The 26,199-nt window shown below is 72.0% G+C and carries 23 protein-coding genes and 2 tRNA genes; 14 read left to right on the plus strand and 11 right to left on the minus strand.

Annotated elements, in window-relative coordinates; all coding sequences use genetic code 11:
- Window positions 1-4: 4 nt before the first annotated feature.
- Window positions 5-598 (minus strand): PPA1309 family protein, encoded by a 594-nt coding sequence (locus ACWGJ2_RS09160; protein WP_453345368.1) that lies wholly within the window; start codon window positions 596-598, stop codon window positions 5-7.
- Window positions 599-731: 133 nt separating this feature from the next.
- Here ACWGJ2_RS09160 and ACWGJ2_RS09165 point away from each other — a divergent pair, with 133 nt between their 5' ends.
- The 4 genes from ACWGJ2_RS09165 (at window position 732) to ACWGJ2_RS09180 (ending at window position 5,996) form a co-directional block, all read left to right on the plus strand.
- Complete coding sequence (locus ACWGJ2_RS09165) at window positions 732-3,620, plus strand: UPF0182 family membrane protein (RefSeq protein WP_453345369.1); 2,889 nt, start codon at window positions 732-734, stop codon at window positions 3,618-3,620.
- Between the two features lie 59 nt (window positions 3,621-3,679).
- Window positions 3,680-3,753: transfer RNA gene (locus ACWGJ2_RS09170), tRNA-Met, on the plus strand.
- Window positions 3,754-3,970: 217 nt separating this feature from the next.
- The gene (locus ACWGJ2_RS09175) at window positions 3,971-5,773 is read left to right on the plus strand and encodes a tetratricopeptide repeat protein (RefSeq protein WP_453345370.1); all 1,803 of its coding nucleotides are present in this window, start codon (window positions 3,971-3,973) and stop codon (window positions 5,771-5,773) included.
- Window positions 5,774-5,922: 149 nt separating this feature from the next.
- Window positions 5,923-5,996: transfer RNA gene (locus ACWGJ2_RS09180), tRNA-Met, on the plus strand.
- 91 nt (window positions 5,997-6,087) lie between these two features.
- Here ACWGJ2_RS09180 and ACWGJ2_RS09185 read toward each other — a convergent pair.
- From ACWGJ2_RS09185 to ACWGJ2_RS09200, 4 genes are all read right to left on the minus strand, one after another.
- Window positions 6,088-7,254: an ABC transporter substrate-binding protein gene (locus tag ACWGJ2_RS09185; protein ID WP_453345371.1), complete on the minus strand. Its 1,167-nt coding sequence runs from the start codon at window positions 7,252-7,254 to the stop codon at window positions 6,088-6,090.
- 27 nt (window positions 7,255-7,281) lie between these two features.
- Window positions 7,282-8,112, minus strand: a complete 831-nt coding sequence (locus ACWGJ2_RS09190; RefSeq protein ID WP_453345506.1) for an ABC transporter permease — start codon at window positions 8,110-8,112, stop codon at window positions 7,282-7,284.
- A 134-nt stretch (window positions 8,113-8,246) separates the two neighbouring features.
- Entirely contained in the window at window positions 8,247-9,071 is an 825-nt protein-coding gene (locus tag ACWGJ2_RS09195) for an ABC transporter ATP-binding protein (RefSeq protein ID WP_453345372.1), read from the minus strand.
- 133 nt (window positions 9,072-9,204) lie between these two features.
- On the minus strand, window positions 9,205-9,621 hold the full coding sequence (locus ACWGJ2_RS09200) for a Fur family transcriptional regulator (protein WP_453345373.1): 417 nt from the start codon (window positions 9,619-9,621) through the stop codon (window positions 9,205-9,207).
- Window positions 9,622-9,754: 133 nt separating this feature from the next.
- Between ACWGJ2_RS09200 and ACWGJ2_RS09205 the strand changes: the two genes are divergently transcribed.
- Window positions 9,755-11,221: a catalase gene (locus ACWGJ2_RS09205; protein WP_453345374.1), complete on the plus strand. Its 1,467-nt coding sequence runs from the start codon at window positions 9,755-9,757 to the stop codon at window positions 11,219-11,221.
- Between the two features lie 145 nt (window positions 11,222-11,366).
- On the opposite strand, the gene ACWGJ2_RS09210 is transcribed toward ACWGJ2_RS09205, so the two are convergent.
- Both ACWGJ2_RS09210 and hisN read right to left on the minus strand, forming a co-directional pair.
- Window positions 11,367-11,810: a CBS domain-containing protein gene (locus tag ACWGJ2_RS09210; protein ID WP_453345375.1), complete on the minus strand. Its 444-nt coding sequence runs from the start codon at window positions 11,808-11,810 to the stop codon at window positions 11,367-11,369.
- Window positions 11,811-12,033: 223 nt separating this feature from the next.
- The gene (gene hisN, locus ACWGJ2_RS09215; protein WP_453345376.1) at window positions 12,034-12,828 is read right to left on the minus strand and encodes a histidinol-phosphatase; all 795 of its coding nucleotides are present in this window, start codon (window positions 12,826-12,828) and stop codon (window positions 12,034-12,036) included.
- A gap of 237 nt (window positions 12,829-13,065) precedes the next feature.
- Between hisN and ACWGJ2_RS09220 the strand changes: the two genes are divergently transcribed.
- Window positions 13,066-13,674, plus strand: a complete 609-nt coding sequence (locus tag ACWGJ2_RS09220; protein WP_453345377.1) for a TetR/AcrR family transcriptional regulator — start codon at window positions 13,066-13,068, stop codon at window positions 13,672-13,674.
- A gap of 86 nt (window positions 13,675-13,760) precedes the next feature.
- Here the strand turns inward: ACWGJ2_RS09220 and ACWGJ2_RS09225 are convergent, their stop codons facing one another.
- The 4 genes from ACWGJ2_RS09225 to ACWGJ2_RS09240 all read right to left on the minus strand — a co-directional run bounded on the left by ACWGJ2_RS09225 (window position 13,761) and on the right by ACWGJ2_RS09240 (window position 17,593).
- Window positions 13,761-14,084, minus strand: coding sequence for a DMT family transporter (locus tag ACWGJ2_RS09225; protein WP_453345378.1), 324 nt, complete (start codon window positions 14,082-14,084; stop codon window positions 13,761-13,763).
- A gap of 202 nt (window positions 14,085-14,286) precedes the next feature.
- Window positions 14,287-15,294, minus strand: coding sequence for a ribosome small subunit-dependent GTPase A (rsgA, locus tag ACWGJ2_RS09230; RefSeq protein ID WP_453345379.1), 1,008 nt, complete (start codon window positions 15,292-15,294; stop codon window positions 14,287-14,289).
- Between the two features lie 13 nt (window positions 15,295-15,307).
- The gene (aroA, locus tag ACWGJ2_RS09235) at window positions 15,308-16,684 is read right to left on the minus strand and encodes a 3-phosphoshikimate 1-carboxyvinyltransferase (protein WP_453345380.1); all 1,377 of its coding nucleotides are present in this window, start codon (window positions 16,682-16,684) and stop codon (window positions 15,308-15,310) included.
- Between the two features lie 147 nt (window positions 16,685-16,831).
- Entirely contained in the window at window positions 16,832-17,593 is a 762-nt protein-coding gene (locus ACWGJ2_RS09240) for a M50 family metallopeptidase (protein WP_453345381.1), read from the minus strand.
- 139 nt (window positions 17,594-17,732) lie between these two features.
- On the opposite strand from ACWGJ2_RS09240, the gene ACWGJ2_RS09245 reads away from it, so the two are divergent.
- The 8 genes from ACWGJ2_RS09245 (at window position 17,733) to def (ending at window position 25,641) form a co-directional block, all read left to right on the plus strand.
- On the plus strand, window positions 17,733-18,551 hold the full coding sequence (locus ACWGJ2_RS09245) for an SOS response-associated peptidase (RefSeq protein ID WP_453345382.1): 819 nt from the start codon (window positions 17,733-17,735) through the stop codon (window positions 18,549-18,551).
- A gap of 67 nt (window positions 18,552-18,618) precedes the next feature.
- The gene (locus tag ACWGJ2_RS09250) at window positions 18,619-19,308 is read left to right on the plus strand and encodes an alpha/beta hydrolase family protein (protein ID WP_453345383.1); all 690 of its coding nucleotides are present in this window, start codon (window positions 18,619-18,621) and stop codon (window positions 19,306-19,308) included.
- Between the two features lie 310 nt (window positions 19,309-19,618).
- Entirely contained in the window at window positions 19,619-20,281 is a 663-nt protein-coding gene (locus tag ACWGJ2_RS09255) for a sigma-70 family RNA polymerase sigma factor (RefSeq protein ID WP_453345507.1), read from the plus strand.
- A complete protein-coding gene (gene rsrA, locus ACWGJ2_RS09260; RefSeq protein ID WP_453345384.1) occupies window positions 20,278-20,658 on the plus strand; it encodes a mycothiol system anti-sigma-R factor in 381 nt (126 codons plus the stop codon). Before ACWGJ2_RS09255 ends, rsrA begins: the two co-directional genes overlap by 4 nt.
- Window positions 20,659-20,916: 258 nt before the next feature.
- Window positions 20,917-22,458, plus strand: coding sequence for an HD-GYP domain-containing protein (locus tag ACWGJ2_RS09265; RefSeq protein WP_453345385.1), 1,542 nt, complete (start codon window positions 20,917-20,919; stop codon window positions 22,456-22,458).
- Complete coding sequence (locus tag ACWGJ2_RS09270) at window positions 22,455-23,714, plus strand: HD-GYP domain-containing protein (protein WP_453345386.1); 1,260 nt, start codon at window positions 22,455-22,457, stop codon at window positions 23,712-23,714. The genes ACWGJ2_RS09265 and ACWGJ2_RS09270 overlap by 4 nt, the downstream gene beginning before the upstream one ends.
- A 177-nt stretch (window positions 23,715-23,891) precedes the next feature.
- Window positions 23,892-24,893 carry a tetratricopeptide repeat protein gene (locus ACWGJ2_RS09275; protein WP_453345387.1) on the plus strand — a complete coding sequence of 334 codons (1,002 nt, stop codon included), beginning with the start codon at window positions 23,892-23,894 and terminating at the stop codon, window positions 24,891-24,893.
- Window positions 24,894-25,008: 115 nt separating this feature from the next.
- Window positions 25,009-25,641 (plus strand): peptide deformylase, encoded by a 633-nt coding sequence (gene def, locus ACWGJ2_RS09280; RefSeq protein ID WP_453345388.1) that lies wholly within the window; start codon window positions 25,009-25,011, stop codon window positions 25,639-25,641.
- Window positions 25,642-26,199: the final 558 nt, after the last annotated feature.

Raw genomic sequence — 26,199 nt, forward strand, 5'->3', positions numbered from 1 at the left:
GGGCTCAGTCCTCCAGCGTCGCCGCCAGCGCCTCGGCGAGCCCCGGCACGAGACCGGCACCCGTCAGCACCTCCGTCGCCGCGTCCTTCTCGCGCAGCCGCACGGCCGACTCGCGCGAGCCGTCACGCAGCACCGCCACCGTCATCCGCACCTCCTGGCGCTCGGGGTGCTCGGCGACCCACTTGGCGAGCCGCTCCTCGGCCCCCTCGCGCTGGAGTTCTTCCGGCACGGAGGACTCGGCGGACGGCGGGAGCATCAGGCGCTCCACCGTCATCGCGCAGCCCGCGACGGCGTCGGGCCAGCCGATGGTGGCCAGGAACTCGTCCAGGGGAGTGCCGGGCGGCAGCTCGTCCTGCTCCACGGGGGTGAGGGACGCGGCTTTTCCGGCGTTTCCGCTGTTGTCGTCGTTGTTCTCGTCAAGGCCGAGTTGTCCGGCCAGTTCGGGTTCCTCGGTACGCAGCTTCGCGGTGTCGACCAGTGCGAAGAGGCGGGCGGGCTGGTCCCAGCCCATGCCCGCCGCGTATTCGTCGATTTCGAGCACCGCGCGGGTCAGCGGATGGGAGGCGAGGGGCGTGCCGTCGGAAGGGAGGTTGTTCATGCCCATATCGTGCCGCCTCAGACCCCGGAAACGGGAACTGAGTAAAGCTTGAGTAAGTTGCATAAGAGGGCCTTACGATGCAGGGCTCTGCTCGTCCTTGCTTTTTGATGTTCATCCATCGCGAATCTTCGAGGTGCGCACCTTGGCTTTCCAGATGCCGGACCGGGGCTCAGGCGGCCCGTCCGGACCACGGATCAGAGTGGGCCGGCCGTCCCGGCGCGCGCGGACGCTGTTGCTGACAGCGGGCGTGCTCGCGGTGCTGGCGATGCTCTTCGTCATGTTTGCCGGGTTCTGGACCGACTGGCTCTGGTATCGCTCGGTCGACTACAGCTCGGTCTTCACCAAGACCCTCTGGACCAAGGTCGGCATGTTCGCCGTCTTCGGTCTCCTGATGGCGGGCTCGGTCGGACTCAACATCTGGCTCGCCCACCGGCTGCGTCCACCGCTCAGCGCGATGTCGCTGGAGCAGCAGAGCCTCGACCGCTACCGCATGGGCATCGCGCCGTACAAGAAGTGGGTGCTGCTGGGCGTCACCGCGCTCGTCGGGCTCATCTCCGGCGCCTCGGCGGCCGGGCAGTGGCGCACCTGGCTGATGTGGATCAACGCCGTCCCGTTCGGCAAGACGGACCCCCAGTTCGGCAAGGACGTCGCGTTCTACGCGTTCGACCTGCCCTTCTACCGCTTCCTGCTGAGCTTCGGCTTCGCCGCCGCCGTGCTGTCGCTGCTGGCCGCCGCGCTGGTGCACTACCTCTACGGCGGACTGCGGATCACCACCCCGGGCGCCCGTGCGACGGGGCAGGCCACGGGGCACCTCTCCGTGCTGCTCGGCGTGTTCGTCGCGCTCAAGGCGGTCGCCTACTGGCTGGACCGGTACGGACTGGCCGTCAAGTCCGGTGACTTCAAGGCCACGGACAACTGGACGGGTCTGAAGTACGTCGACGCCAACGCCTACCTCCCGGCGAAGACCATCCTCTTCTGCATCGCCATCATCTGCGCGGTGCTGTTCTTCGCCACCATCTGGCGGCGCACCTGGCAGCTCCCCGTCATCGGCTTCGGCCTGATGGTGCTCTCGGCCATCCTGATCGGCGGGCTCTACCCGGCCATCGTGCAGAAGTTCCAGGTCTCGCCGAACGAGCAGGCCAAGGAGAGCCCGTACATCAAGAAGAACATCGAGGCCACGCGCGACGCGTACGACATCGATGACTCCCAGGTACGGGACTACTCCGGCACCAGCAATGCCGACAACGACACCCTGCGGGACGCCGCCGACACCACGGCGAGCATGCGCCTGCTGGACCCGAACGTCGTCTCGCCCACCTTCCAGCAGAAGCAGCAGGTGCGCGGGTACTACCAGTTCCCCGCGACGCTCGACGTCGACCGCTACAAGGACAAGGACGGCAACGACCAGGACACGGTCGTCGGCCTCCGGGAGATCAACACCAACGGCATCCCGGAGAAGAACTGGATCAACGAGCACTTCAAGTACACCCACGGCTACGGCATGGTGGCGGCCAAGGGCACCACGACCGACAAGGACGGCGCCCCGGCCTTCACCGAGCAGGACCTGCCGCCCAAGGGCTCGATGGGCAAGTACGAGGGGCGCATCTACTACGGCGAGAAGACCTCGCAGTACTCGATCGTCGGCGGCCCCCAGAAGGAACTGGACTACGCCGACGACAACGGCGAGAAGACGTACACGTACACCGGCAAGAGCGGCGTGAACCTCGCCAACCCGGTGAACCGTGCCGCCTACGCCGTCGCCTTCAACGAGCCGCAGATCCTCTACTCGGGCGCGATCGGCGAGGGCTCCCGCATCCTCTACAACCGCACGCCCAAGGAGCGCGTCGAGTCGGTCGCCCCCTGGCTGACGATCGACGGCGACCCGTACCCGGCCGTCGTCGACGGGCGCATCAAGTGGATCGTCGACGCCTACACGACGACCAACGGCTACCCGTACTCCTCGCGCACGACCCTGGGCGACACCACGGCCGACTCGCTGACCGACGGCCAGCGCGCGGTGGTGGCCCAGCAGAACCGGGTCAACTACATCCGCAACTCGGTCAAGGCCACGGTGGACGCGTACACCGGCAAGGTCGAGATGTACCAGTGGGACAAGAAGGACCCGGTACTGAAGACCTGGATGAAGGCGTTCCCGGGCACGGTGAAGGCGAAGAGCCAGATCAGCGACGACCTGATGGACCACCTGCGCTACCCGCAGGACCTGTTCAAGGTGCAGCGCGAACTGCTCACCCGCTACCACGTGACCTCGCCGTCTCAGTTCTACAGCGGCAGTGAGCGCTGGCAGATCCCGGACGATCCGACGCACAAGGGCAACGCGGTTCCGCCGTACTACCTGAGCATGAAGATGCCGGATCAGAAGAAGCAGACGTTCTCGCTGACGACGACGTTCAACCCGAACAACCGCGAGACGCTGGGCGCCTTCATGGCGATCGACGCCGATGCCAGAAGCGACCAGTACGGCAAGATCAGACTCCTGAAACTGCCGTCGAACACCACGGTGTCCGGACCGTCCCAGGTGCAGAGCAAGTTCAACTCGGACCCGAGCATCGCCGAGTCGCTCAACCTCCTCAAGCGCGGCGACTCCGAAGTGGAGTACGGCAATCTGCTGACGGTGCCACTCGAAGGCGGCCTGCTGTATGTCGAACCCGTCTACGTGCGCGGTGCGGGCACCAACTACCCGCGCATGAGGAAGGTTCTCGTCACCTACGGCGAACAGATCGCCTTCGAGAACACCCTCGGCCAGGCGCTCGACAAGGTCTTCGACACCGAGGGCAGAACCGGGGACAGCGGCGACCAGGACCAGGACACGGGCACCTCGCCGCCCGCGGCGGAGGACCCGAGCGTCCGGGAGGCCCTGGAGGACGCGCAGGACGCGTACGAGGCGGGCGAGACGGCCCTGGAGAAGGGCGACTGGGAGGCGTACGGCAAGGCCCAGAAGGACCTTGAGGACGCACTCCAGGATGCCGCCGAGGCCGAGAAGGACGCGAAGAAGAAGAACTGAGCCGCCGCCCCGTGGTCAGGGGCACCCCGCGCCGTGGTGTAGGGTTGTGAACACAACGGCGCGGGGTGGAGCAGCTCGGTAGCTCGCTGGGCTCATAACCCAGAGGTCGCAGGTTCAAATCCTGTCCCCGCTACTGATAGGGCGAAGGGCCCGGAGTCAACGGACTCCGGGCCCTTCGTCGTTGTGATGGCCGTTGTCGTGGCCGTTGTGATGGAGGATTCCCAAGACCCGGCGGGTGAGAGCGGTTTGAGGTGTCTCTGTGTCGGGAAGTCGACAAACCTCTGAAGTGACCTCACTGGCGGCGGTATACCAGGTGTGCGCGGGTTGCGGGTGGTGCGACGATGGGGCTTATGGGGGACAAGGTGAGGCTCAACAGTCCACCGAGGACTGAGACGAGCCATACGGGGACTGACAGGAACACCGAGGACGCTGCTGCGATCAGCGCCCTCGGGGCACAACTGCTGCGCCGCGGTGACCTCGACGGCGCGGAACCGCATCTGCGTGCCGCGACCGCCGCCGGTGACCGCGCCGCGGCCAACAACCTGGGCGTACTGCTGCATCAGCGCGGCTACCCGGACGAGGCCGCGGGCTGGTGGCGCATCGCCGCCGTAGCGGGCTCCGCGGCAGCGGCGCACGCACTGGGACGGCACCACCGCGAACGCGGCGACGAACCCGCCGCGCACTACTGGCTGCGCCACTCCGCCGAGTCGGGCCACACCCTGGGCGCCTACGCCCTGGCCGATCTGCTGGAGCACCGCGGCGAGGACGGCGCCGAGGAGTGGTTCAGGGCCGCCGCTGACAGGGGGCACAGGGAGGCGGCGTACCGCGTCGCGCGAATCGTGGCAGCCCAGGGCGCGCGCGCCCGCGACGGCGCCCGCGACGGCAAGCCCGGTAAGTCCGGCCGGACCGGCGAGGGCGAGAACGGCACGAGGGAGGCCGCGGAGAAGGCCGAGCACGAGGCGGAGCAGTGGTACAGGCAGGCGGCTGCCCGCGGCCACCGCAAGGCGGCACTGCGCCTGGGCACCATCCTGGAGCGGCGCGGCGAGCTGAAGGAGGCGGGCCGCTGGTACCTCACGTCCGCCAAGGACGGCGAGGCCCGCGCCGCGTGCGCGCTCGCCTTCCTGCTGCGCGACGCGGGCGACGAGGAGAGCGCCGCCGTGTGGTGGCGCCGCGCGGCCGAGGCGGGCGACGGCAACGCCGCCAACGCCCTGGGCGCGCTGCACGCCGACCGCGGCGAGCGCCAGGCCGCCGAGCGGTGGTACCGCGCGGCGCTGGAGGCGGGCAGCGACAACGGTGCCTTCAACCTCGGGCTGCTGTGCGCGGCGCAGGGCCGCGTGGCCCAGGCCGAGCAGTGGTACCGCCGCGCCGCCTACGCGGGGCACAGGGAGGCGGCCAACGCGCTCGCCGTGCTGCTGCTCCAGCGCGGTGACGCGGAGGGTGCCGAGCCGTGGTTCTCCAAGGCGGCCGAGGCGGGCAGCGTGGACGCCGCCTTCAACCTCGGCATCCTGTACGTGGGCCGCGGCGACGACCGTACGGCCCGCGTCTGGTACGAGCGCGCGGCGGCCGCGGGGCACACCGAGGCGGCCCTCCAGGTGGGCATCGCGCTGCTGCGCGAGGGCGACGAGCACGCCGCCGAGCGGCAGCTCCGGTGCGCGGCCGGGGGCGGCAGCGTCGAGGGTGCCTTCCGCCTGGGCGCGCTCCTGGAGCGCAGGACGCCGCGCGAGGACGTGGCGCTCGGGCGGCCCGCGAGCGGCCGTCACGAGTACGAGGAGTGGTACGAGCGGGCCGCCGAGCACGGCCACCGCCGTGCGCAGGTGCGGCTCGGCATGTGCGCGGCGGCGCGCGGCGAGGTCGTCGACGCGGCGCGCTGGTACCGCGCCGCCGCCGAGGCGGGCAGCGCGCACGGCGCGTTCAACCTCGGGCTGCTGCTGGCCCGCGAGGGCAGCGAGCCGGAGGCGGCGCTGTGGTGGCGCCGTGCAGCCGAGGGCGGGCACGGGCGCGCCGCGCTGCGCCTGGCGCTGATCCACGCGCGTCGCGGCGAGCTGGCCGAGGGGCAGCGCTGGTGCGCGCGCGCCGTCGAGCTGGGCCCGGCCGAGGTGGCCGAGCGGGCCGCGCGGCTGCGGGACGCGCTCGGCACGGAGCTGACGGCGTAGCCCGTCGCAGCCGGTTCCGGAAGGCCCCGGGGGTCCTCGCGCCCGCCGCGCGAGGGCCCGCCGGGCGGCCCGGGATCCGGGCCCCTGGCAGGCCCCGGAGATGAATTTGCGCTGGTCGTCGGCCCGGGGTTACAGTAGACACACAACGGCGCGGGGTGGAGCAGCTCGGTAGCTCGCTGGGCTCATAACCCAGAGGTCGCAGGTTCAAATCCTGTCCCCGCTACTGAAGACGAGGGCCCGGATCCGATAAGGATCCGGGCCCTCGTTCTTGTGCGCCCACGCGTGTCCCGGCGCGCGGCCCCGAAGCGGCGGGGTCACGGCGTGTGGCCGACGGCCTCCGCGTACAGCTTGCGGTCCACGAGGCGCTCCTCCGGCAGCGCGGCCCCCTTGGTGACGCCCGCGTCCCGGTACGCCTTCTGGAGCCTGGCCGCCGTCCCCTTGCGGATCTCCCAGTCCATCCGGAGCGAGGGCACCGACGTCAGCACGTCGACGTCCTGCTTCAGCAGCTTCGCCAGCTCGGCGACGAACGCGCGGTCCTTCTTGTAGTCGCCCGCGAAGTAGGTGTTGACCGTGCGGATGTAGGCGCGCAGGAGGGCGACCCCGGCGTCCACGTCGTCGCGCAGCAGGTTCGGCCCGTACAGCGCACCGCCCAGCGGTTCGCCGACGGGCTGGCCGCCGAGGAAGGCGTAGCGGCTGTCCCCGTCGACCTTGCGCCAGACGGGGTCGAGCAGCCAGGCGGAGTCCACGCCGCCGCCGGTCATGGCGGTGAGGACGTCGGCGGAGCCGAGCTGCTGGAACGTGACGGAGTTCATGTCGGCGCCGTGCTGCGCGAAGATCTTGTCCATCGGGTACGCGATCACCGACCCCTTGCCGATCATGGTGCCGATCTTCCGGCCGGCCAGCTCGACGGACTTCGCGCTCTCGCCCTCGCGTACGCGCGCCCACAGGCCGCTCTTGGACGAGGGGTCGGGGGAGAAGTTGCCCGCGACCCAGCGGATGCCGAAGCCGCCGTTGATGCCGTTGACGACGGCGGCCTCGGGCGCGGCCCACAGCGCGTCGATCTCGCCCTTGGCCAGCAGCGGCAGCGCCTCGGGCGTCGGCAGCACCTTCAGGTCGACGTCCAGGCCCTCCTTCGCGAACTCGCCCTTCTCCAGGGCGACCTGGAGCGGAGCGACATACTCCGCGCTGAGGGTGCCGGTGGCGATGGTGATCTCGCGCTGCTTCTTGAGCCGCCGGGGCGCGGGCGCGCCCTTGTCGCAGCGGGCCGGGGCGCGGTCGGGTGCGAGGTCGGCCGGGTCGGTCCAGGCGCCCCTGCCGCAGCCCTTCACCGGCTCGATGTCGCGGTGCTCGGTGCTGAGCGCTCCGGTGTCCTGGCCCGCGCATCCGGCGAGCGCGAGCACGGTGAGGGTGAAGGCGAGGGCGGCGGCGAGAACGCGGGGGCGGTGGGGGCGATGGGCACGGTGGACGTGAGGGGCGCGCACGGGACCTCCAGGGCGGGGACGGGTGGGTCAGGACTGGCCGCGGCCCCGGTCGCGTGGCGCCCAGGGGGTGAGGAACCGCCCCGCGAGGCGGACGAGTTCGGAGAAGACGACCCCGAGCACGGCGACGCAGACGATGCCCACGAACATCACGTCGTTCTGGAAGAGGGCGCGGGAGTCGAAGATGAGGTGGCCGAGCCCGTCCGTCGCGGCGATGGACTCGGACGCGACGATGACCAGCACCGCCACTCCTGCCGCGATCCGGGCCCCGACCAGCACAGCGGGCAGCGAGGCCGGCAGCAGTACGTGCCGGAACATCTGCCAGTGGCCCGCGCCGAAGACCCGTCCCGCATCGCGGTGCCCCTCGGGGACGGCCAGTACGGCGGCCATGGTGGAGATCCATACGAAGAAGAAGACGGTGGCCGCGACGAGCGCGACCTGCGGTCCCTCGCCGAGCCCGAACATGTTGAGGAAGACCGGCAGCAGCGCCAGTTTCGGCACGACGTAGAGCGCGTCGAGCATCGGCTCCAGCGCGGCCCGCACGAGCGGGAGCGACCCCATGAGCAGCCCCAGCAGATAGCCGGAGGCGGTGCCGATGGCGTAGCCCGCGAGGACGCGGCGCAGGGTGGCCCAGGTGTCGGGCCACAGCTCGCCCGCCGCTGCGCGCTCCCAGCCGTCGGCCAGGATGGTGGAGGGTGCGGGGTAGATCCGGGCGTCGATCCACTGCTGCGAAGCGGCCGTCTGCCACAGCAGGACGAGGACGAGGGGTACGGCCAGGGCGAGGGCCAGCTCCAGGGCGCGCCGTCTGCGGTGGGTGCGGGCGGGGTGCGTCTCCTGGGGGCCGGGGCGGCGCAGGAGCAGCCCGCTGTCGTCGGTGTCCGCGGCTCCGCCGTCCGGGGCGCTCGCCTCCCCGTGACGTTCGTCTCGCCCGCGCCCGCCGGGCACCGTCCGCCCGCCTCCACCTCCGCTTCCGCTTCCGCCGCCTTCGAGGGCGCTCACGGGGCGACCGCCTCGTGCGGTGCCGCGCTCCCGCCCCTGCTCCCGCCTCCACCGTCGCCGCCCGCGTCCACCTCGTCGCGGAGCAGCTCCCACAGCTCGTCCTTGAGCGCGGTGAAGCCGGGCGCCGAGCGGACCTCGCCGGTGCGGGGGCGGTCGAAGGGCGGCCGTCGCTCGGCGATGATCCGGCCAGGGCGGGCCGACATCACCAGCACGCGGTCGCCCAGGACCAGCGCCTCTTCGAGGCTGTGGGTGATGAAGAGGGTGGTGGTGCGGGTGGCCTGGGTGAGCGCGAGCAGCTCGTCCTGGAGGATGGTGCGCAACTGCGCGTCGAGCGCGGCGAAGGGCTCGTCCATCAGCAGGATCTCGGGTTCGACGGCGAGCGCCCTGGCGATGGCCACGCGCTGGCGCATGCCGCCCGAGAGCGCCGCCGGGTAGGCCCCCGCGAAGTCCGCGAGGCCCATCCGGGCCAGCCAGTGCCCGGCGCGCTCGTCGGCCTCTTTGCGGGGGACGCGCTGGACGTCGAGGCCGAAGCGGACGTTGGCCCGCACGGTCTTCCAGTCGTAGATCCCGTAGTCCTGGAAGATCATGGCGGCCGGGTGCCCGGCGTCCGTACGGATGGCCAGTTCGCCGCCGGAGGGCCGCAGGAGTCCGGCGGCGATACGGAGCAGGGTGGACTTGCCGCAGCCGGAGGGGCCGACGAGGCAGACGAACTCTCCCGTCGCGACGTCGAGGTCGACGGGTCCCAGCGCGGCCAGCCGGCTGGCGCCCCGCCCGAAGGTCCGGGTGAGCGCGACGGCTCGGAGTTTCGGTGATATGCCCATCGCGGACGACGATATGACGGTCCGTCAGATACCGGCAAGGGTCGTGCGCGGTGTGCGTACGGGGGCGGTCGCATGCGAAGGGCCCGCACCCCCTCGGAGGGGCGCGGGCCCGGGGACCTTGATGCGGGCGGGGTCAGCCCGCGGCGCAGTTGGGGCAGGTGCCGCGGTACGTGACGGTGGCCTCCGCGATGGTGAACCCATAGCGCTCGGCCTCGGGGAGGGCGCTGAGGGGGTCACCTGTGGGGTGCACGTCGCGGATCGTGCCGCAGTTGGAGCAGACCAGGTGCTGATGGGTGTGGCGGGCGTTCGGGTCGTACCGCTTGGCCCTGCCGTCCGTGCTGACCTCGATCACTTCGCCGATGGAGACCAGCTCGCTCAGCGTGTTGTAGACGGTCGCTCGCGCGATCTCGGGCAGCCGCTCCGTCGCGCGGGCGTGCACTTCGTCGGCGGTGTAGTGGACGTGGTCGCCATCGAGCACCTCGGCGACGACTCGCCGCTGCGCGGTGAGCCGCCAGCCGCGATCACGGAGTCGTTCCAACAGGTCACTCATGACTCCAGAGTAGCAGCGGGCTGTCCATGGGAAGAACCCGTATGAGTTTCGGATCCTTCTTGACTTAGACATTGTCTAATGTAGGATCCGTTGTGGCGTTACGCCATGGACAGGGAAGGCACAGGAGGCGCACGTGACGGTGCAGAACGAGACCACCGGACCGCTCACCACGGAGGCGGGGGCTCCGGTGGCGAACAACCAGCAGACCGAGACCGCGGGCGTCGGCGGACCCGCGCTGATCCAGGACCAGCTGCTTCTGGAGAAGCTCGCGCACTTCAACAGGGAGCGCATCCCCGAGCGCGTCGTGCACGCACGCGGCGCCGGTGCCTACGGGACGTTCACCGTGACCGCCGACGTCACGAAGTACACCCGGGCGAAGTTCCTCTCCGAGATCGGCAAGAAGACGGAGACCTTCCTCCGCTTCTCGACCGTCGCGGGCAACCTCGGCGCGGCCGACGCGGTGCGTGACCCCCGTGGCTTCGCGCTGAAGTTCTACACCGAGGAGGGCAACTACGACCTCGTCGGCAACAACACCCCGGTGTTCTTCATCCGGGACGCGATCAAGTTCCCGGACTTCATCCACACGCAGAAGCGCGACCCCTACACGGGCTCGCAGGAGGCGGACAACGTCTTCGACTTCTGGGGCCTCTCGCCCGAGTCGACGCACCAGGTGACCTGGCTCTTCGGTGACCGCGGCATTCCCGCCAGCTACCGTCACATGGACGGCTTCGGCTCCCACACCTTCCAGTGGAACAACGCCGACGGCGAGGTCTTCTGGGTCAAGTACCACTTCAAGACGGACCAGGGCATCAAGTGCCTGACTGCCGAGGAGGCGGAGGTGCTGGCGGGCAAGGACCCGGACAGCCACCAGCGCGATCTGCGCGAGTCGATCGAGCGCGGCGAGTACCCGAGCTGGACCGTCCAGGTGCAGATCATGCCCGCGGCGGACGCGGCGAGCTACCGCTTCAACCCGTTCGACCTGACCAAGGTATGGCCGCACGCGGACTACCCGCCGATCACCATCGGCAAGCTGGAGCTGAACCGGAACCCGGAGAACATCTTCGCCGAGGTCGAGCAGTCGGTCTTCTCCCCGCACCACTTCGTGCCGGGCATCGGCCCGTCCCCGGACAAGATGCTCCAGGGCCGCCTCTTCGGCTACGGCGACGCGCACCGCTACCGCGTCGGCATCAACGCCGACCACCTGCCGGTGAACCAGCCCAAGGCGGCGGTGGCCCGTTCGCACGGCCGCGACGGCTTCATGTACGACGGCCGGCACGGCGGCGCGAAGAACTACGAGCCCAACAGCTTCGGCGGTCCCCACCAGACCGACAAGCCGCTGTGGGAGCCCACGGCCGTCTCCGGTCTCACCGGTGACCACGAGACGCCGTCGCACGCCGAGGACGACGACTTCGTCCAGGCGGGCAACCTCTACCGCCTGATGCCGGAGGACGCCAAGCAGCGTCTGATCGACAACCTCGCGGGCGCCCTCGCGGGTGTCACGCGCGAGGACATCGCCCAGCGGGCGATCGAGAACTTCCGCAAGGCGGACGCGGACTACGGCAAGCGGCTGGAAGCCGCGGTCCAGGCCCTGCGCGGCTGACCGACCGCTCGCCGTACTGAGGCCGGAGGGACCGGACGCCATGGGGCTCCGGTCCCTCCGGTGCGTTCGCGTTTCACCCGGCGCGTTTCGCGTTCCTCCGGTACGTCCTTCCGGCGCGCCCCGGAGGGGGCCGGGGGCCGGGCCGTCAGACCGTGACCGCGTCCGCCTCGGCGTGCACGCGCGGCGCGGACGGCTCTTCGGGACCGTGCCCGGTCCAGCAGCGCACGATGTCGCGCACCGAGACCACGCCGACGGGTTCGCGCTCGTTCAGCACGATCAGATGCCGGAAGCCGCCGTGCGTCATGGCGTCGGCGGCCTCCTGGAGGGTCCACGCCGGGGCGGCGAAGACGACGTCGGTGGTGGTGTGGGTGCCGGCCGTCTCGCTGTCGGGGTCCTGGCCCGAGCCGAGGGAGTTGAGGATGTCGCGCTCGGTCAGTATGCCGATCCCGCTGGTGTCGGGGTCGAGGACGACGGCCGCGCCGACGCGTCGCGCCGACATCAGTTCGGCGGCCTGTCGGAGGGTGTGGGCGGGGCCGATCGTGAGGACGACGCTGCTCATGGCGTCGTGCACGACTGAGGGCGTGGGCATGGGGGTGAGCCACCTCCTTGGAGGAACCACTTCTCTTAGAGAAGCAATTCACAAGGGCACAAGCGGTCGAGTTCTCATGCTCACATGCTCCAGAGGACACAACAAGGGGCGCGCGAGGCCACATCAAGCCGCGTCGCGCGGCCCGGGCGCCCTCACGCACCCCTCTGTCCAGGTCGGGCCCATGCTCGATCCATGTTCGGGCCCGACGCGATCGCCTGGGCGGTCAGGCGGTCAGATAGCGCAGCAGATCCTCGTGCAGGTGCCCGTTCGAGGCCGCCGCGCTCCCGCTGTGCGGGCCCCGGCCCCCGTCCAGGCCGGTGAACGTGCCCCCGGCCTCCTCGACGATCACGGCGTTCGCCGCCATGTCCCACAGCGACAGCTCGGGCTCGGCGCACATGTCGATCGCGCCCTCCGCGACCATCATGTACGGCCAGAAGTCGCCGTAGCCCCGCGTGCGCCAGCAGTCCCGCGTCAGGTCCAGGAAGCCGCCCAGCATGCCGCGCTCCTCCCAGCCGTGCAGCGAGGAGTAGCCGAACGAGGAGTCGCGCAGGTTGGAGACCTCGGAGACGTGGAGCCGGGTGGCCTTGGTGAGACTGCGGCCCGTGTAGGCGCCGCTGTCCTTGGCCGCCCACCAGCGGCGGTTGAGCGCGGGTGCGGAGACGACGCCGACGACGGGGCGGTCGCCGCCCTCGCCGAACTCCATGAGGGCGATGAGCGTGGCCCAGACGGGCACGCCCCTGACGAAGTTCTTGGTGCCGTCGATCGGGTCGATGACCCAGCGGCGCGAGCCGTGCCCTTCGGTGCCGAACTCCTCTCCGAGCACCGCGTCGCGCGGGCGGGTGCGCTGGAGCGAGGTACGGATCAGCTCCTCGGCGGCCTTGTCGGCGTCGCTCACGGGGGTCATGTCCGGCTTCGTCTCGACCTTGAGGTCGAGGGCCTTGAAACGCTCCATCGTGGCGGCGTCGGCGGCGTCCGCGAGGACATGGGCGAGACGCAGATCATCGTGGTAGTCCAGCATGTACGAACAGTATCGAGCGCCTGCACACCCAGCCACAGGAGCACAGCCCGGTGGGGTCCGAACGGGTCCGGGGCAGGGCCGAACGGGTCCGCGGCCGCGTCCGAACGGCCGCACCGTGTCAGCGCGCACAGAAGTTGTCGTAGGCCAGGCCACCCGGAATATGCGCGATGTCTTGACACCTCCTGGCGGCGCGTCAATTCTGTGCCGCACCCCAGCCGTCGGGTACGGGAGGCCACGATGCCGACTGCACGCGAGACCTTGCTGGAAGCCGCCCACGAGGCGGTGGGCGCACAGCCGTGGACGGGGGTCAGGATGGTGGACGTCGCCGCGTCGGCGGGAGTCTCCCGGCAGACCCTCTACAACGAGTTCGGCAGCAAAGAGGGCCTGGGCGCAGCGCTGGTGGACCGGCTGGTGGAGGGCTTCCTCGACGGCGCGGCACGCGCGGCGGCCGAGGCGGGCCGCAAGGGCGCCGATCCGGCGGCCTGTTGCGCCGCCGCCGCCGCGTGGATGCTGCGGACCGCGCGGGACGAGCCGATCGTGCACGCCGCGCTGACCGGCTGCTGGGGCGCGCGCATGCCGCTGCCCGCGCCCAACCGGCACGCGTCCGCCGGGGCGCTCCCCGGCGAGCCGGGCGAGCTGGCCGCCGTGCTGTGCGACCGTACGGTCGCCGGGCTGGCCTCCGGCGGCACGCTGTCGCCCGCGACGTCCCTGCCCGCGCTCGGCCGCGCCTACGAGGCGGGGCTGCGGATCGCGCTGTCGTACGTCGTGGCGCCGGACGACGCGCGGGACGACGACACGTGCGGCCGGGTCGGCGAGGTCGTACGGGCGCTGCTCGCGCGGCAGTGAGGCGGCGGCCGGAACCGGAACGGAACCGGGAGCGGAACCGGAAGCGGTGGCCGAACAAGCCCGACGGGGCCGACGGGGCCCGCGGGTCAGTGCGCGCTGCCCGAGAGCTGGAGGCCGATCACGCCCACGATCACGAAGGTGATGGAGACCAGCTTCAGCACGGAGACGACGTCACCGAGGAAGACCATGCCGTAGATCGCCGTACCGGCCGCGCCGATGCCCGTCCACACCGCGTAGGCCGGGCCGACGTCCAGGCGCTTGAGGGCCAGCGTCAGCAGGCCGAAGCTGCCGAGCGCGAAGACGCAGAAGGCGACCGTGGGCCACAGGCGGGTGAAGCCGTGGGAGAGCTTGAGGCAGACCGCGAATCCCGTTTCGAGAATCCCCGCGACGATGACCAGCAGCCACGCCATTCGGATCGCCTCCGTCGCTCCCGCGCCGTCACCGGCTCGTCCGCAGCGGCCCGGTCCTGCCCGCAGCGGTCCTGTCCGCAGCAGTCCCGTACACAGCGGGCCCTGTCCACAGCGGTCCGGTCCTGTCGCTCTTCCGTGTGGGGATCTGGGGGGTATTTCCCCAGGAAGGGTCAGTATGCATGCGGGGACGGACCGGACGCGATCAATCCCCTTCGCGTCGCTCGCGCGTCGCGAGCAGCCGTCGCAGCGAGTGCAGCCGGGCCGGGTCGGCGTGTCCGTCCGCGACCCACTGGTCCAGCGCGCAGTCCGGCTCGTCGTGGCTGCACGCGCGCGGGCACTCCGCCGTGCCCGGCTCCAGATCGGGGAAGGCGTGGATCACCCGGGAGGGGTCCACGTGGTTCAGGCCGAACGAGCGCAGCCCCGGGGTGTCGATGACCCAGCCGCCCGCCTCGCCCGGCAGCGGCAGGGCCAGCGCCGAGGTGGTGGTGTGGCGGCCCCGTCCCGTGACGGCGTTGACGTGGCCCGTCGTACGCTGCCGCTCCACGAGGGCGTTCACCAGCGTCGTCTTGCCCACACCGCTGTGCCCGATGAAGGCGGTGCTGCGCCCGTACAGCAGCTCGCGCACCTTCTCCGCCGCGCCGCCCTTCGCCAGCTCGTCCCTGCTGGTGGCGACGGAGCGCACGCCCAGCGGCTCGTACGCCTCCAGCAGCGGGCCCGCAGGGGCGAGGTCGGACTTGGTGAGGACGAGCAGCGGTTCCAGGCCCGCGTCGAAGGCGGCGACCAGGCAGCGGTCGATGAGGCGGGGGCGCGGCTCGGGGTCGGCGAGGGCCGTGACGATGGCGAGCTGATCGGCGTTGGCGACCACCACCCGCTCGAACGGATCGTTGTCGTCCGCCGTCCGCCGTAGCACCGACGTCCGTTCCTCGACGCGCACGATGCGCGCCAGCGTGTCCTTGGCGCCCGTCAGATCGCCGACGATGGCGACGCGGTCGCCCACGACCACGCCCTTGCGGCCCAGTTCGCGCGCCTTCATCGCGGTGATCTCATGGCCGTCGACGAGACAGGTGATCCGCCCCCTGTCGACGGTGACCACCAGGCCCTCGGACGCGTCCTCGTGCTTGGGCCTGGTGTGGGTGCGGGGGCGGGTGCCCTTGCGGTTGGGGCGTACGCGGATGTCGTCCTCGTCGGTGTTCTTGCCGTAGCGGCGCATCGCGGGGAGCCCTCTAGGCCCTCTCTCCGACGGGCTCCCCGAGCATCCCCGACCACAGCGCGGGGAAGTCGGGCAGCGTCTTGCCCGTCGTCGCGATGTTCTCCACCTGGACGTCCGGGACGACCAGGCCCAGCAGGGCGCCCGCGGTGGCGAGGCGGTGGTCGTCGTAGGTGTGGAAGACGCCACCGTGCAGGGTGCGGGGGCGGATGCGCAGCCCGTCCTCGGTCTCGGTGACATCGCCGCCGAGGCCGTTGATCTCCTTGGTGAGCGCGGCGAGCCGGTCGGTCTCGTGCAGCCGCAGGTGGGCGACGCCGCGCAGCACCGACTCGCTCTCCGCCAGGGCCGCCACCGCGGCGATGCCCGGGGTGAGTTCGCCGACCTCGCTCAGGTCCACGTCGATGCCCCGGACGCGGCCGTTGCCCTTGAGGGTGAGGCCGCGCTCGTCCAGCTGGCAGGTGGCGCCCATCTCCGTGAAGATCCGGCGCAGCGCGTCGCCGGGCTGCGTGGTGTGCTTCGGCCAGTCCGGGATGGTGACCCGGCCGCCGGTGACGAGCGCCGCGGCGAGGAAGGGCTGCGCGTTGGACAGATCGGGCTCGACGGTCAGGTCCCGGCCGAGCAGCGCGCCGGGCGTGACCCGCCACACGTCGCGCTCGCCGCCGTCCTCCGGGGCGTCCACCTGGGCACCGGCCAGGCGCAGCATGTCCACGGTCATCCGGATGTGCGGCATCGACGGCAGCTTGCCGCCCACGTGCCGCACCTCGACGCCCTGGTTGAAGCGGGGCCCCGAGAGCAGCAGGGCGCTGACGAACTGGCTGGAGGAGGAGGCGTCGATCTCGACGGTGCCGCCGGTCAGCGAACCGCTGCCGTGCACCGTCATCGGGAGCGCGCCGCGCTTCTCGTCGTCGATGCGGGCGCCGAGGGCGCGCAGCGCGTCGATGACGCCGTGCAGCGGGCGCTCGTAGGAGCGCGGGTCCCCGTCGAAGCGGATGTCGCCGTCGGCGAGCGCGGCGACGGGGGGCAGGAAGCGCATCACGGTGCCCGCGTTGCCGACGTCCACCGTGGCCGGGCCCGACAGCCCCGCGGGGATGACGCGCCACGCCTCGCCCGCACCGGCGGCGGCGCCCGTGCCGCCCGCGCCGGAGCCCGCCGCGCTGGACGAGGACACCGTCTCCTCGATGTGCACGCCCATGGCGCGCAGTGCCTCGGCCATCAGCAGGGTGTCGCGGGAGCGGAGCGGGCGGCGCAGCCAGCCGGGCTCCGAGGAGAGCGCTGCGAGCACGAGTCCGCGGTTGGTGACCGACTTCGATCCCGGCACGGTGACGGTCGCGTCCACGGGGGAGGACGCGAGCGGCGCGGACCAGTGGGCGGCGGATGTGGTGTGGTCGGTCATGGGTCTCACTTTAGTGGCTCTGCCTGGGCGGGGATCTTGATCAGAATCGGAGAAATGCCACGGAAACATGGCACTGGTAAGGGCACCGCGCGCCGCCTGGAGTCCGGCACGCGCCCCTTCCCCGCGCCGCCACGCGCGCTCCCGCCGTCACAGACCCAGCAGCCACCGGCCGCCCCCGATGAGGGAGCAGAGCGCGACGGCGTGGAAGAGCACCAGCCACATCGCCGCCGGGACGTTCGTGAGGCGGGCGAGCTGGTCGGCGTCCGAGTCGGGCTCCCCGCCCTGGCGGCCGTGGAACGCGTGCGCGACGCGGTCGCGGGCGCCGCTCCAGCCCCTGCGCTTGCGCTGTAGCTCGAACACCGGGCGCACTCCGCCCAGCAGCAGGAACCACACCACTACGTAGGCGAAGGCGGCCTGGACCTCGGCGTCCGTCAGCCAGGAGACCAGCAGGAAGGCGCCGCCCGCGACGAAGACCGTCAGCACGCCGTAGGCGTTGCGGATCATGAGCAGCATGGCCAGCAGCAGTGCCGTCGCGCTCCACAGGAGGAGCGTGATGTGGTTCGCGGCGAGCAGCCAGGCGCCGCCGAGACCGAGCAGGGGAGGGGCGGTGTAGCCGGAGGCGGCGGTGAGCACCATGCCGATGCCGGTGGGCTTGCCGCGCGAGACGGTGAGGCCCGAGGTGTCCGAGTGCAGCCTGATGCCGTCGAGGCGGCGGCCCGAGAGCAGCGCGATGAGACCGTGGCCGCCCTCGTGGGCGATCGTCACCGCGTTCCGCGACACCCGCCAGACGCCGTGCGGGAGCACGGCGGCGAGGGCGACGAGACCGGTGATGACGACCAGCCACTGGTCGGGGTCCGGCTGCGTGCCGAAGACCCGGTCCCAGATGTCGGTGATGTTCGCGGTGTCCATCTCTCCCCTAGCTCTCCCCGTTCGTTCCCCGCCGGACGCCGGTACAACGGACGGCGGCGGGCTGCTTCTCCCTACGACGCGTGCCGTAGTCGGGACGACTCCGCCATCTGTGTCACTGTGCCGTGGCAGTCTGGCACTTATGTGCGGTAGGTATGCAGCGAGCCGGAAGCCCGAGGATCTGGTGGGCCTCTTCGACGTCGAGAAGTGGGACCCCGAGGAGGCGCTGGCGCCGGACTGGAACGTCGCGCCCACGAAGCAGGTGTACGCGGTGCTCGACCGCCCGGCGAAGGGCTCGGACGATCCGCGCCCCGTGCGCCAGTTGCGCGTCCTCAAGTGGGGGCTGGTCCCGGGGTGGGCGAAGTCACCCGACACGGGCGTGAAGATGATCAACGCGCGCGCCGAGACCGTCCACGAGAAGGCGTCCTACAGGCGCCCCTTCGCGGCCCGCCGCTGCCTGCTCCCCGCCGACGGCTACTACGAGTGGGTCACGGCCAAGGGCGAGCTGGACCTGGAGCAGGAGGGCAAGAAGAAGCGCCCGCGCAAGCAGCCGTACTTCGTGACCCCGGCGGACGGCTCGGTCATGGCCATGGCGGGGCTCTACGAGTTCTGGCGGGACAAGACCCTGCCCGACGACCACGCGGGGGCCTGGTGGGTGACCTGCACGGTGATCACCACGGAGGCAGAGACCACGCCCCTCGCGGGCGACTCGGGCGAGGACGGGCCGCGCGCGCTCTCCGACATCCACCCGCGCATGCCGCTGATGCTGACCCCGGACCGCTGGGACGCCTGGCTCGACCCCTCCCGCACGGACCCCGACGAACTGCGCCCCCTGCTGGAGCCGCCCCCGGCGGGGCTGATGCGCGCCTACCCCGTCTCGACGGAGGTCAGCAACGTGCGCAACAACAGCCCGGAACTGGTCAAGGAGCTGGACGGGCCCGAGGTGGGCACGCTGTTCTGATCCGACGGCCCCGATCCGACGGCCCCGGTCCTGCGCCTCTCCGGGGCGCGCGGTGCAGGATGCTCCCATGAGTGAGATCACCGAGGGCACGGACGCCGGCGCAGTGCGCGAGACCGTACCGACGCCCGTGGGGGAGGCCCGCGTCACCTGGCACACCGCCGAGGCGGCGGGCGCCGGCGCGCGTGCCGTGCTCGCGCTGGGCCACGGCGCTGGCGGCGGCATCGAGGCGCGGGACCTCGTCGCACTGGCCGCCGCGCTGCCGCCCACGGGCGTGAGCGTCGCGCTCGTCGAGCAGCCGTGGCGCGTCGCGGGCAAGAAGGTCGCCCCCGCGCCCCGCACGCTGGACGCGGCGTGGACGGCGCTGTGGCCGGCGCTGCTGGGCCCCGGGCTGCCCGTCGTCGCGGGCGGGCGCAGCGCGGGGGCCCGCGTCGCCTGCCGTACGGGCGCGGAACTGGGCGCCCACGCGGTGCTCGCCCTTTCCTTTCCGCTGCACCCGCCGGGCAAGCCGGAGAAGTCGCGCGCCCCGGAGCTGACGGGGACAGGGCTGCCGGTGCTCGTCGTCCAGGGCGGGCGGGACCCGTTCGGGCGCCCCGACGAGTTCCCCGACGGCCTGCCCGGGGACACCCGCGTCGTGGAGGTGCCCCACGGGGACCACGGTTTCGCCGTGCCCAAGCGCGCGGACATCGGTCAGGAGGAGGCGCTCGGCGTCCTGACGGAGGCGGTACGTGCCTGGCTGGAGGGGCTGGCGGGGCTCTAGAACCCTTCCCTGCCCCGGGGCCCAGCCCCCGGCCACCCTCTCGGCGGAAACAAGGGGAAGAAGATCCGCGCGGTCCGGGAATGCGACCCGGGGGACGCGTGTTGTACGGGCTGTCGCGACGTCACGAGGAGAGGGAGCCGCCCCTATGGGTTCTGTCGCTTGCCCGCAGCGCCCCCAGGCCGCCGAGGTGGACTGGGCCACGCTCGCGCTGGCCGGTGGCGCGAAGATTCCGGCGGCGGACGGAGCGGAACGTCGTCTATTCTCCGATTCGAGCGGGTCCTCGTTCGGGCTCGCCGTGACATCGGAGGAGGTGGGTCCGGTCACCGGGACCGAAGACGCCGGCAGTGCCAAGCAGGAGACCGAGGCGGAGCGCAGTGAGCGCTTCGAGCGGGACGCCCTCACCTACCTTGATCAGATGTACTCGGCCGCGCTCCGCATGACGCGCAACCCGGCCGATGCGGAGGACCTGGTCCAGGAGACGTACGCCAAGGCGTACGCGTCCTTCCACCAGTTCCGTGAGGGCACCAACCTCAAGGCGTGGCTGTACCGCATCCTGACCAACACCTTCATCAACTCGTACCGCAAGAAGCAGCGCGAGCCCCAGCGCAGCGCCGCCGAGGAGATCGAGGACTGGCAGCTTGCGCGCGCCGAGTCGCACATGTCCACGGGACTGCGTTCGGCCGAGGCCCAGGCGCTCGACCACCTTCCGGACTCGGATGTGAAGGAAGCCCTACAGGCGATCCCGGAGGAGTTCCGCATCGCCGTCTATCTCGCGGACGTCGAGGGCTTTGCCTACAAGGAGATCGCCGACATCATGGGGACACCCATCGGCACGGTGATGTCCCGTCTGCACCGCGGGCGGCGTCAGCTTCGCGGCATGCTGGAGGACTACGCGCGCGACCGCGGGCTCGCCCCCGCCGGTGCGTCCGCGAGCGGAGAAGCGTCGCACGACCGGAAAGGCTCGGGCTCATGAGTTGCGGAGAGCCGCACGAGACGGACTGCTCCGAGGTGCTGGACCACCTCTACGAGTACCTGGACCGGGAAATGCCGGACAGCGACTGTGAGAAGTTCAAGGAGCACTTCGACGAGTGCTCGCCCTGCTTCGAGAAGTACGGCCTGGAGCAGGAGGTCAAGAAGCTCGTCAAGCGCTGCTGCGGCCAGGACGACGTGCCGACCGACCTGCGCTCCAAGGTGATGGACCGGATCGATCTGATCCGGTCAGGCCAGGCGGGCGAGGTCCCCGACCAGCCCGCGGCGGAGACGGCGGAGACCGCGGAGGCGCCGGGACAGCCCGGGAACGACGCCGCGCCCTCCGCCCCTCGTTCGGACGCCCGCAAGCACCTGGCCTGACGCCGCCGGGCCGAGCGAGCACCGGCCCCGAGCCCCGGCCCCGACACCGCGCCCCTCCCTCTCCGGGCGGGGGCGGGCGAGGTCAAGACACGTGCGGAGTACGGGAGTTCGGCACTTCCCGCACGTTTTTCACGACTGTCTCACTCGTTCGTGTGAGTCAGCCGGGTCTCTTAAGAAGTAATACGCGCATGACCCGCCGGTATCGGTTTCCCCCGTCCTATCCTCCCTTTCCTGTGCGGTACGGGGAGGAGACGTGCGATGCGTGCACGAGAAACGGGGGCGCGGCTGCCAAGGGCGGCCCGTGCGTGCATCGGCGGCGCCGTCTGCGCGGCCGGGCTGTGCGCGGCTCCGGCCGTCATCGGCTTCCGGGAGACCGAGTGGCTCGCGCTGCTCCCGCTGGCCGTGCTCTACGCGATCTGTGAGTACGCGCCCCGCTGCCCCCTCATGGGCCACAAGGTGCCCAAGAACATGGGCGCTTTCTTTCCCGTCCTCCTCACCGGGGTCTTTCTGCTGCCTCCGGCCGCCGCGGCGCTCGTGCCCGTGCCGGGGGCGCTCATCGGGCGGGTGCAGTCCCGGCACGGCGCCGCGCGCCGCCTGTGGCACGCGGCGCAGCTCGGCCTCGCGGCGTGGGCGGCGGCGCAGGTGCAGGCGGCCCTGACGGTGGGCCCCGCGGCGCCCTCGCCCAAGCTGCCCGCCGCCGTCGCCGACTTCCCGTACGCGCTGCTGCCCGCGGCGGCCGCCGCGTTCGCGTTCTGCGCCGTGGTCACGCTGCTGGACGGCGCCGTCCTCGTCGCCGCCGAGCGCTGCTCCGTACGCACCGCCTGGCGCGGCCAGCTCTCCCTCGCCGCCGTTCCCCACCTGGTGCACGGGCTAGCCGGGCTGATGATGGCGGTCCTCTGGCGCAGCCCGTACGGGCCCGTAGCGGCCCTGTTCGTGCTGCTGCCCATGTACATCTGCTGCTGGGTCTTCGCGCAGTACCACCGCGAGCGCGGCGCCCACCAGGCCACCATCCGTGCCCTGGTGCAGGCCGTGGACATCAAGGACCGCTACACGCGCGGCCACAGCGAGCGCGTCGGCCGCGCCTCCGTCCTCATCGGGCGCGAGCTGGGCATGGACCATGAGCGCACCGAGGCGCTGCGCTTCGCGGGCATCCTGCACGACGTGGGCAAACTCGGCGTCCCCACCCGGGTGTTGCGCAAGGACGGGCCCCTCACCGACGAGGAGCGCGCCGTCATCGAGCTGCACCCCGAGTACGGGCACGAGATGGTGCGCGGCATCGGCTTCCTGGACGAGGCGCGGGCCGCGATCCTGCACCACCACGAGCGGCTGGACGGGAGCGGCTATCCGTACGGGCTGCGCGGCGGCCAGATCCCGGAGTTCGCGCGGGTCGTCGCCGTGGCCGACGCGTTCGACGCGATGACCTCGACGCGCAGCTACCGCCGCGCCCGCCCCGTGTCCGTCGCGCTGGAGGAGCTGAGGCGGTGCGCCGGGACGCAGTTCGACCCCCGCGTGGTGCGCGCCTTCGCCCGCGCGCTGGACCGCCAGGGCTGGTCCCCCGCGGTCACGGCCGACGCACCAGGGCCAGGGTCCGTGCCCCAGCCCGGGTCCGGAGCCGTTCTGGCCGAGCACCGTGCGCCGGGGCGCGGCGGAAACGTACCGGCACCCTCCCACCAGGGCGGCCAGAGCGGCCCCCTCGGGCCGCCCCGCACCCCAGGAGGGCCGCCCTCCGACGGGCCCGACGGGCCCCAGGAGGCGCACCCCGCGGGAAGCAGCCCCGGCAGCACGGCGCGCCACACATGAGCCGCGCGGTCGTCGCCGTGTACGGAGCGGCAGCCGTGCTCACCGTGACGGCACTGACCTGGACCCTGTGGCACGGCCTGGAACAGCCGGGGACCGCCGTCGTGTTCGGCCTCGTGATCGCCGTCGGCGAACTCGTGCGCGTACGCCTGCCGGGCGCCGCGCACGGCGGCGACGGCGACGGCGACGGCTCAGCCACGGCGGGCCCCGTCGGCGCGGCGGGGGCGCTCGGCTACGCGCTGCTCGGCGAGGTCGCGGGGCAGCCCAGCACGCACGGCGCCCTCCAGTGCGTCGCCGTCGCCGTCCTGGCCACGCTCGCCGGGCTGGCCCCGCATGTGGCGCTGGGCCGCGCCCCTTCGCCCGACCACCTCGTACGCGGCGTCCTGGGCGTCGGGTTCGCCGCGACGTGCTTCCAACCGCTCTACAACACCGGCGGGTTGACGGCGCTGCTGAGCCCGGGCCCGTACCACGCGCTGTGCCTGCTGGCCGTGACGCTGCTCACCGGGGTCTGCGACGCGCTGCTCGGGTCCGTGCTGGCCAGGGGCCGCACCGGCAGGCCCTTCTGCCCGCTGCTGCGGGACGCGCTGCGCGCCCGTCTCGGCATCGTGCCCGCCATCGCCGCCACCGGTGCCGTGCTCGCGCTCGGCGTGGCCGTGGCGGGCCTGTGGGCGCTTCCGGTGTTCTGCGTGCCCCTGCTGCTGACCCAGTTCTCCTTCCGGCGCTACGCGGCCGTACGGGCGACGTACCGGCAGACCATCGCCTCCCTCGCCCGCTCCACGGAGGTCGCCGGATACACCCCGCACGGACACGCCCGCAGGGTGGCGGCCCTCAGCGTCGCGACAGGCCGCGAGCTGGGGCTGAGCGAGCCCGAGCTGACGGTGCTGGAGTACGCGGCCCTGATGCACGACATCGGGCAGCTCTCCCTCGTCGACCCCGTGGCGGGCGGCGCCACCGAGGACCTGGACCCGGCCGAGCGGCGGCGCATCGCGCAGCTGGGCGGCGCGGTGGTCAGGAAGACCGGAGTGGCGGCCGATGTCGCCGTAGTGGTGGAACGGCAGGCGGATCCTTACCGTGACCAGCCGTTCACAGCGCGCATAGTCCGCGTCGCCAACGCGTACGAGGACATGGTGGCCGGGCAGCCCGGAATAGAGGGCTCGTTGCGCGCGCTGGAGCGGCTGCGGCTGGGCAGCGCCCACGAGTACGAGCCCCGGGTGGTCGAAGCGCTGGCCCGGGTCGTCTCGCGGGGGTCGAAGGCGTGACTCCCGGGTAGTGAGCGAGCATCCCGGTGGGCATGGTTGGATGCGAAGAGGGGAACCGCGAAAGAGGCACACGCAGCGCACACAGCGCACAAGGCGCACACAGCGCATACGACGCACAAGGCGCAGCAGCAGACCGGGCGGCGGCGAATCAACAGGCGGGAATCAGGCGGGAACATCGTGAGGATCTTCGGCAAGGTGCGGCATCGGCCCTCCGCCTCCTGGCGGCAGGCGACCGACCGCGCGTTCACGCTCATCGGCGACGGGCGGTACGAGGACGCGGGAGCACTGCTCACCCGCGCCGCCGACCTGGAGCCGTGGCTGTCCGAGTCCTGGTTCAACCTCGCGCTGCTGCACAAGTTCCGGCACGACTGGGAGCAGGCACGCGCGGCGGGACTGCGGGCGGTGGCCCTGCTGGACAGGGAGGCCGGGGCGCCCGACTGGTGGAACGTGGGCATCGCGGCCACCGCGCTCCAGGACTGGCCCCTGGCGCGGCGCGCCTGGCAGGCGTACGGGCTGCGGGTGCCGGGCGCCGCGCAGTCGGCGGCGGCTGTCGGCGAGCCGACGGGCATGCAACTGGGCAGCGCGGCCGTGCGGCTCTCCCCGGAGGGGGAGGCCGAGGTCGTGTGGGGCCGCAGGATCGACCCGGCGCGGATGGAGCTCCAGAGCATCCCGCTGCCCTCCTCGGGCCGCCGCTGGGGCGAGGTCGTGCTGCACGACGGCGTCCCGCACGGCGAGCGCACCACCACGGCGGGGCCCTCGTACCCCGTATTCGACGAGATCGAGCTGTGGGCGCCCTCCCCGGTGCCCACCTGGGTCGTGCTGCTGGAGGCCGCCACGGAGGCCGACAGGGACGCGCTGGAACGCCTGGCGGCCGACGCGGGCTTCGCCGCCGAGGACTGGTCGTCGTCGGTGCGGCTGCTGTGCCGCTCCTGCTCGGAGAGCCGGATGCCCGCCGACGAGGGCGACGGCTCCACCCATCTCGACCCGCACGACCACAGCTCGCCCGGCCACCCCGGGCCGCTGGGCCATATGACGGCCGGCGGCCCGGGGGACCTGTGGGTTCCGGAGCGCGAGTGCGGGCTCGCGGCGCCCGCCTCGCTGGTGCGGGGGCTGCTGGACGGCTGGGTGGCTGACAGCCCGGACACCCGCGAGTGGCGTGACCTGGAGGAGGTCTGCTGAGGCCGGAGTGCGGAGCGCGGGGGGCGTCCTGCGATGGTCTGCCGGGGCGCGCTGTGCCGTGCGCCCCGTACCCTGTAGGGCGACGAATCAGGTTGTGAGGAAGGCGTACGGCGGAATGGCGCAGCAGCAGGAGACCAAGGCGGGGGCGGGCGTCGAGTTCGTCGACGACACCAAGGACTGCGAGGCACGCGAGGCCGCGCACCGCGAGCGCGGCACGGCCCGGCCGGTCACTGTCGTCGGCAACCCGGTGCTCCACAAGGAGTGCAAGGACGTCACGGCCTTCGACGACGAGCTGGCCCAGCTGATCGACGACATGTTCGCGAGCCAGCGGGCGGCCGAGGGCGTCGGCCTCGCCGCGAACCAGATCGGCGTCGATCTGAAGGTCTTCGTCTACGACTGCCCGGACGACGACGGCGTACGGCACGTCGGGGCCGTCTGCAACCCGGTGCTGGACGAACTGCCCGCCGAGCGCCGCGCCCTGGACGATTCCAACGAGGGCTGCCTCTCCGTCCCCGGCGCCTACGCGCCGCTGGCCCGCCCCGACTACGCGGTGGTGCGCGGCCAGGACGCCTCGGGCAAGCCGGTGGCCGTCGAGGGCACGGGCTACTTCGCGCGCTGCCTCCAACACGAGACCGATCACCTCTACGGCTACCTCTACATCGACCGCCTCTCCAAGCGCGAGCGCAAGGACGCGCTGCGGCAGATGGCCGAGGGCACCCCGCGCTACGAGGTCGTGCCGAACGAGTGACGCGTGTCCGCGGGGTGGTCCCGCGGACACGGGTGCGCCGTTTTCCGGGCGCGGCTCCGGTGGCGCGCGGCCTGCGGTCCCGGGGCGCCGGTGTGCGTGCGGAGCCGTACGCGACTGCACCGGGCCATGTGGGGTGCGTGACGGCAGTGGTCCGGCCCGGCTTCGGTTCGGGGCGCCGGATCCGGCAGTCTGGACCGGACCACCCTGGAGACGGCCGGCTCCGGCTCTGGGCCCCGGCCCCGGGGCGGCTCCGGGCGCGGTCCCGGGCGGTGCCCGACGGCCCTGTCCTGAGCGTGGACGCTTCGTGTTCCGGTGCCGCGACCGGCACGGAGCCGACCCCCGCACCGCGCCCGCGTCGGTGTCGGCCCGGCCCTGCTGTTCGGCCGTCGGTCGAGTTCACGGTGTGCCGGGTGTCGTGCCGGGTCTTCGTGCCGCATCCGCGTCGGTGTCGGGACGGCCTTGTTGTTCGGCCGTCGGTCGAGTTCACGGTGTGCCGGGTGTCGTGCCGGGTCTTCGTGCCGCATCCGCGTCGGTGTCGGGACGGCCTTGTTGTTCGGC

This window comes from Streptomyces sp. NPDC054796, assembly GCF_053611545.1.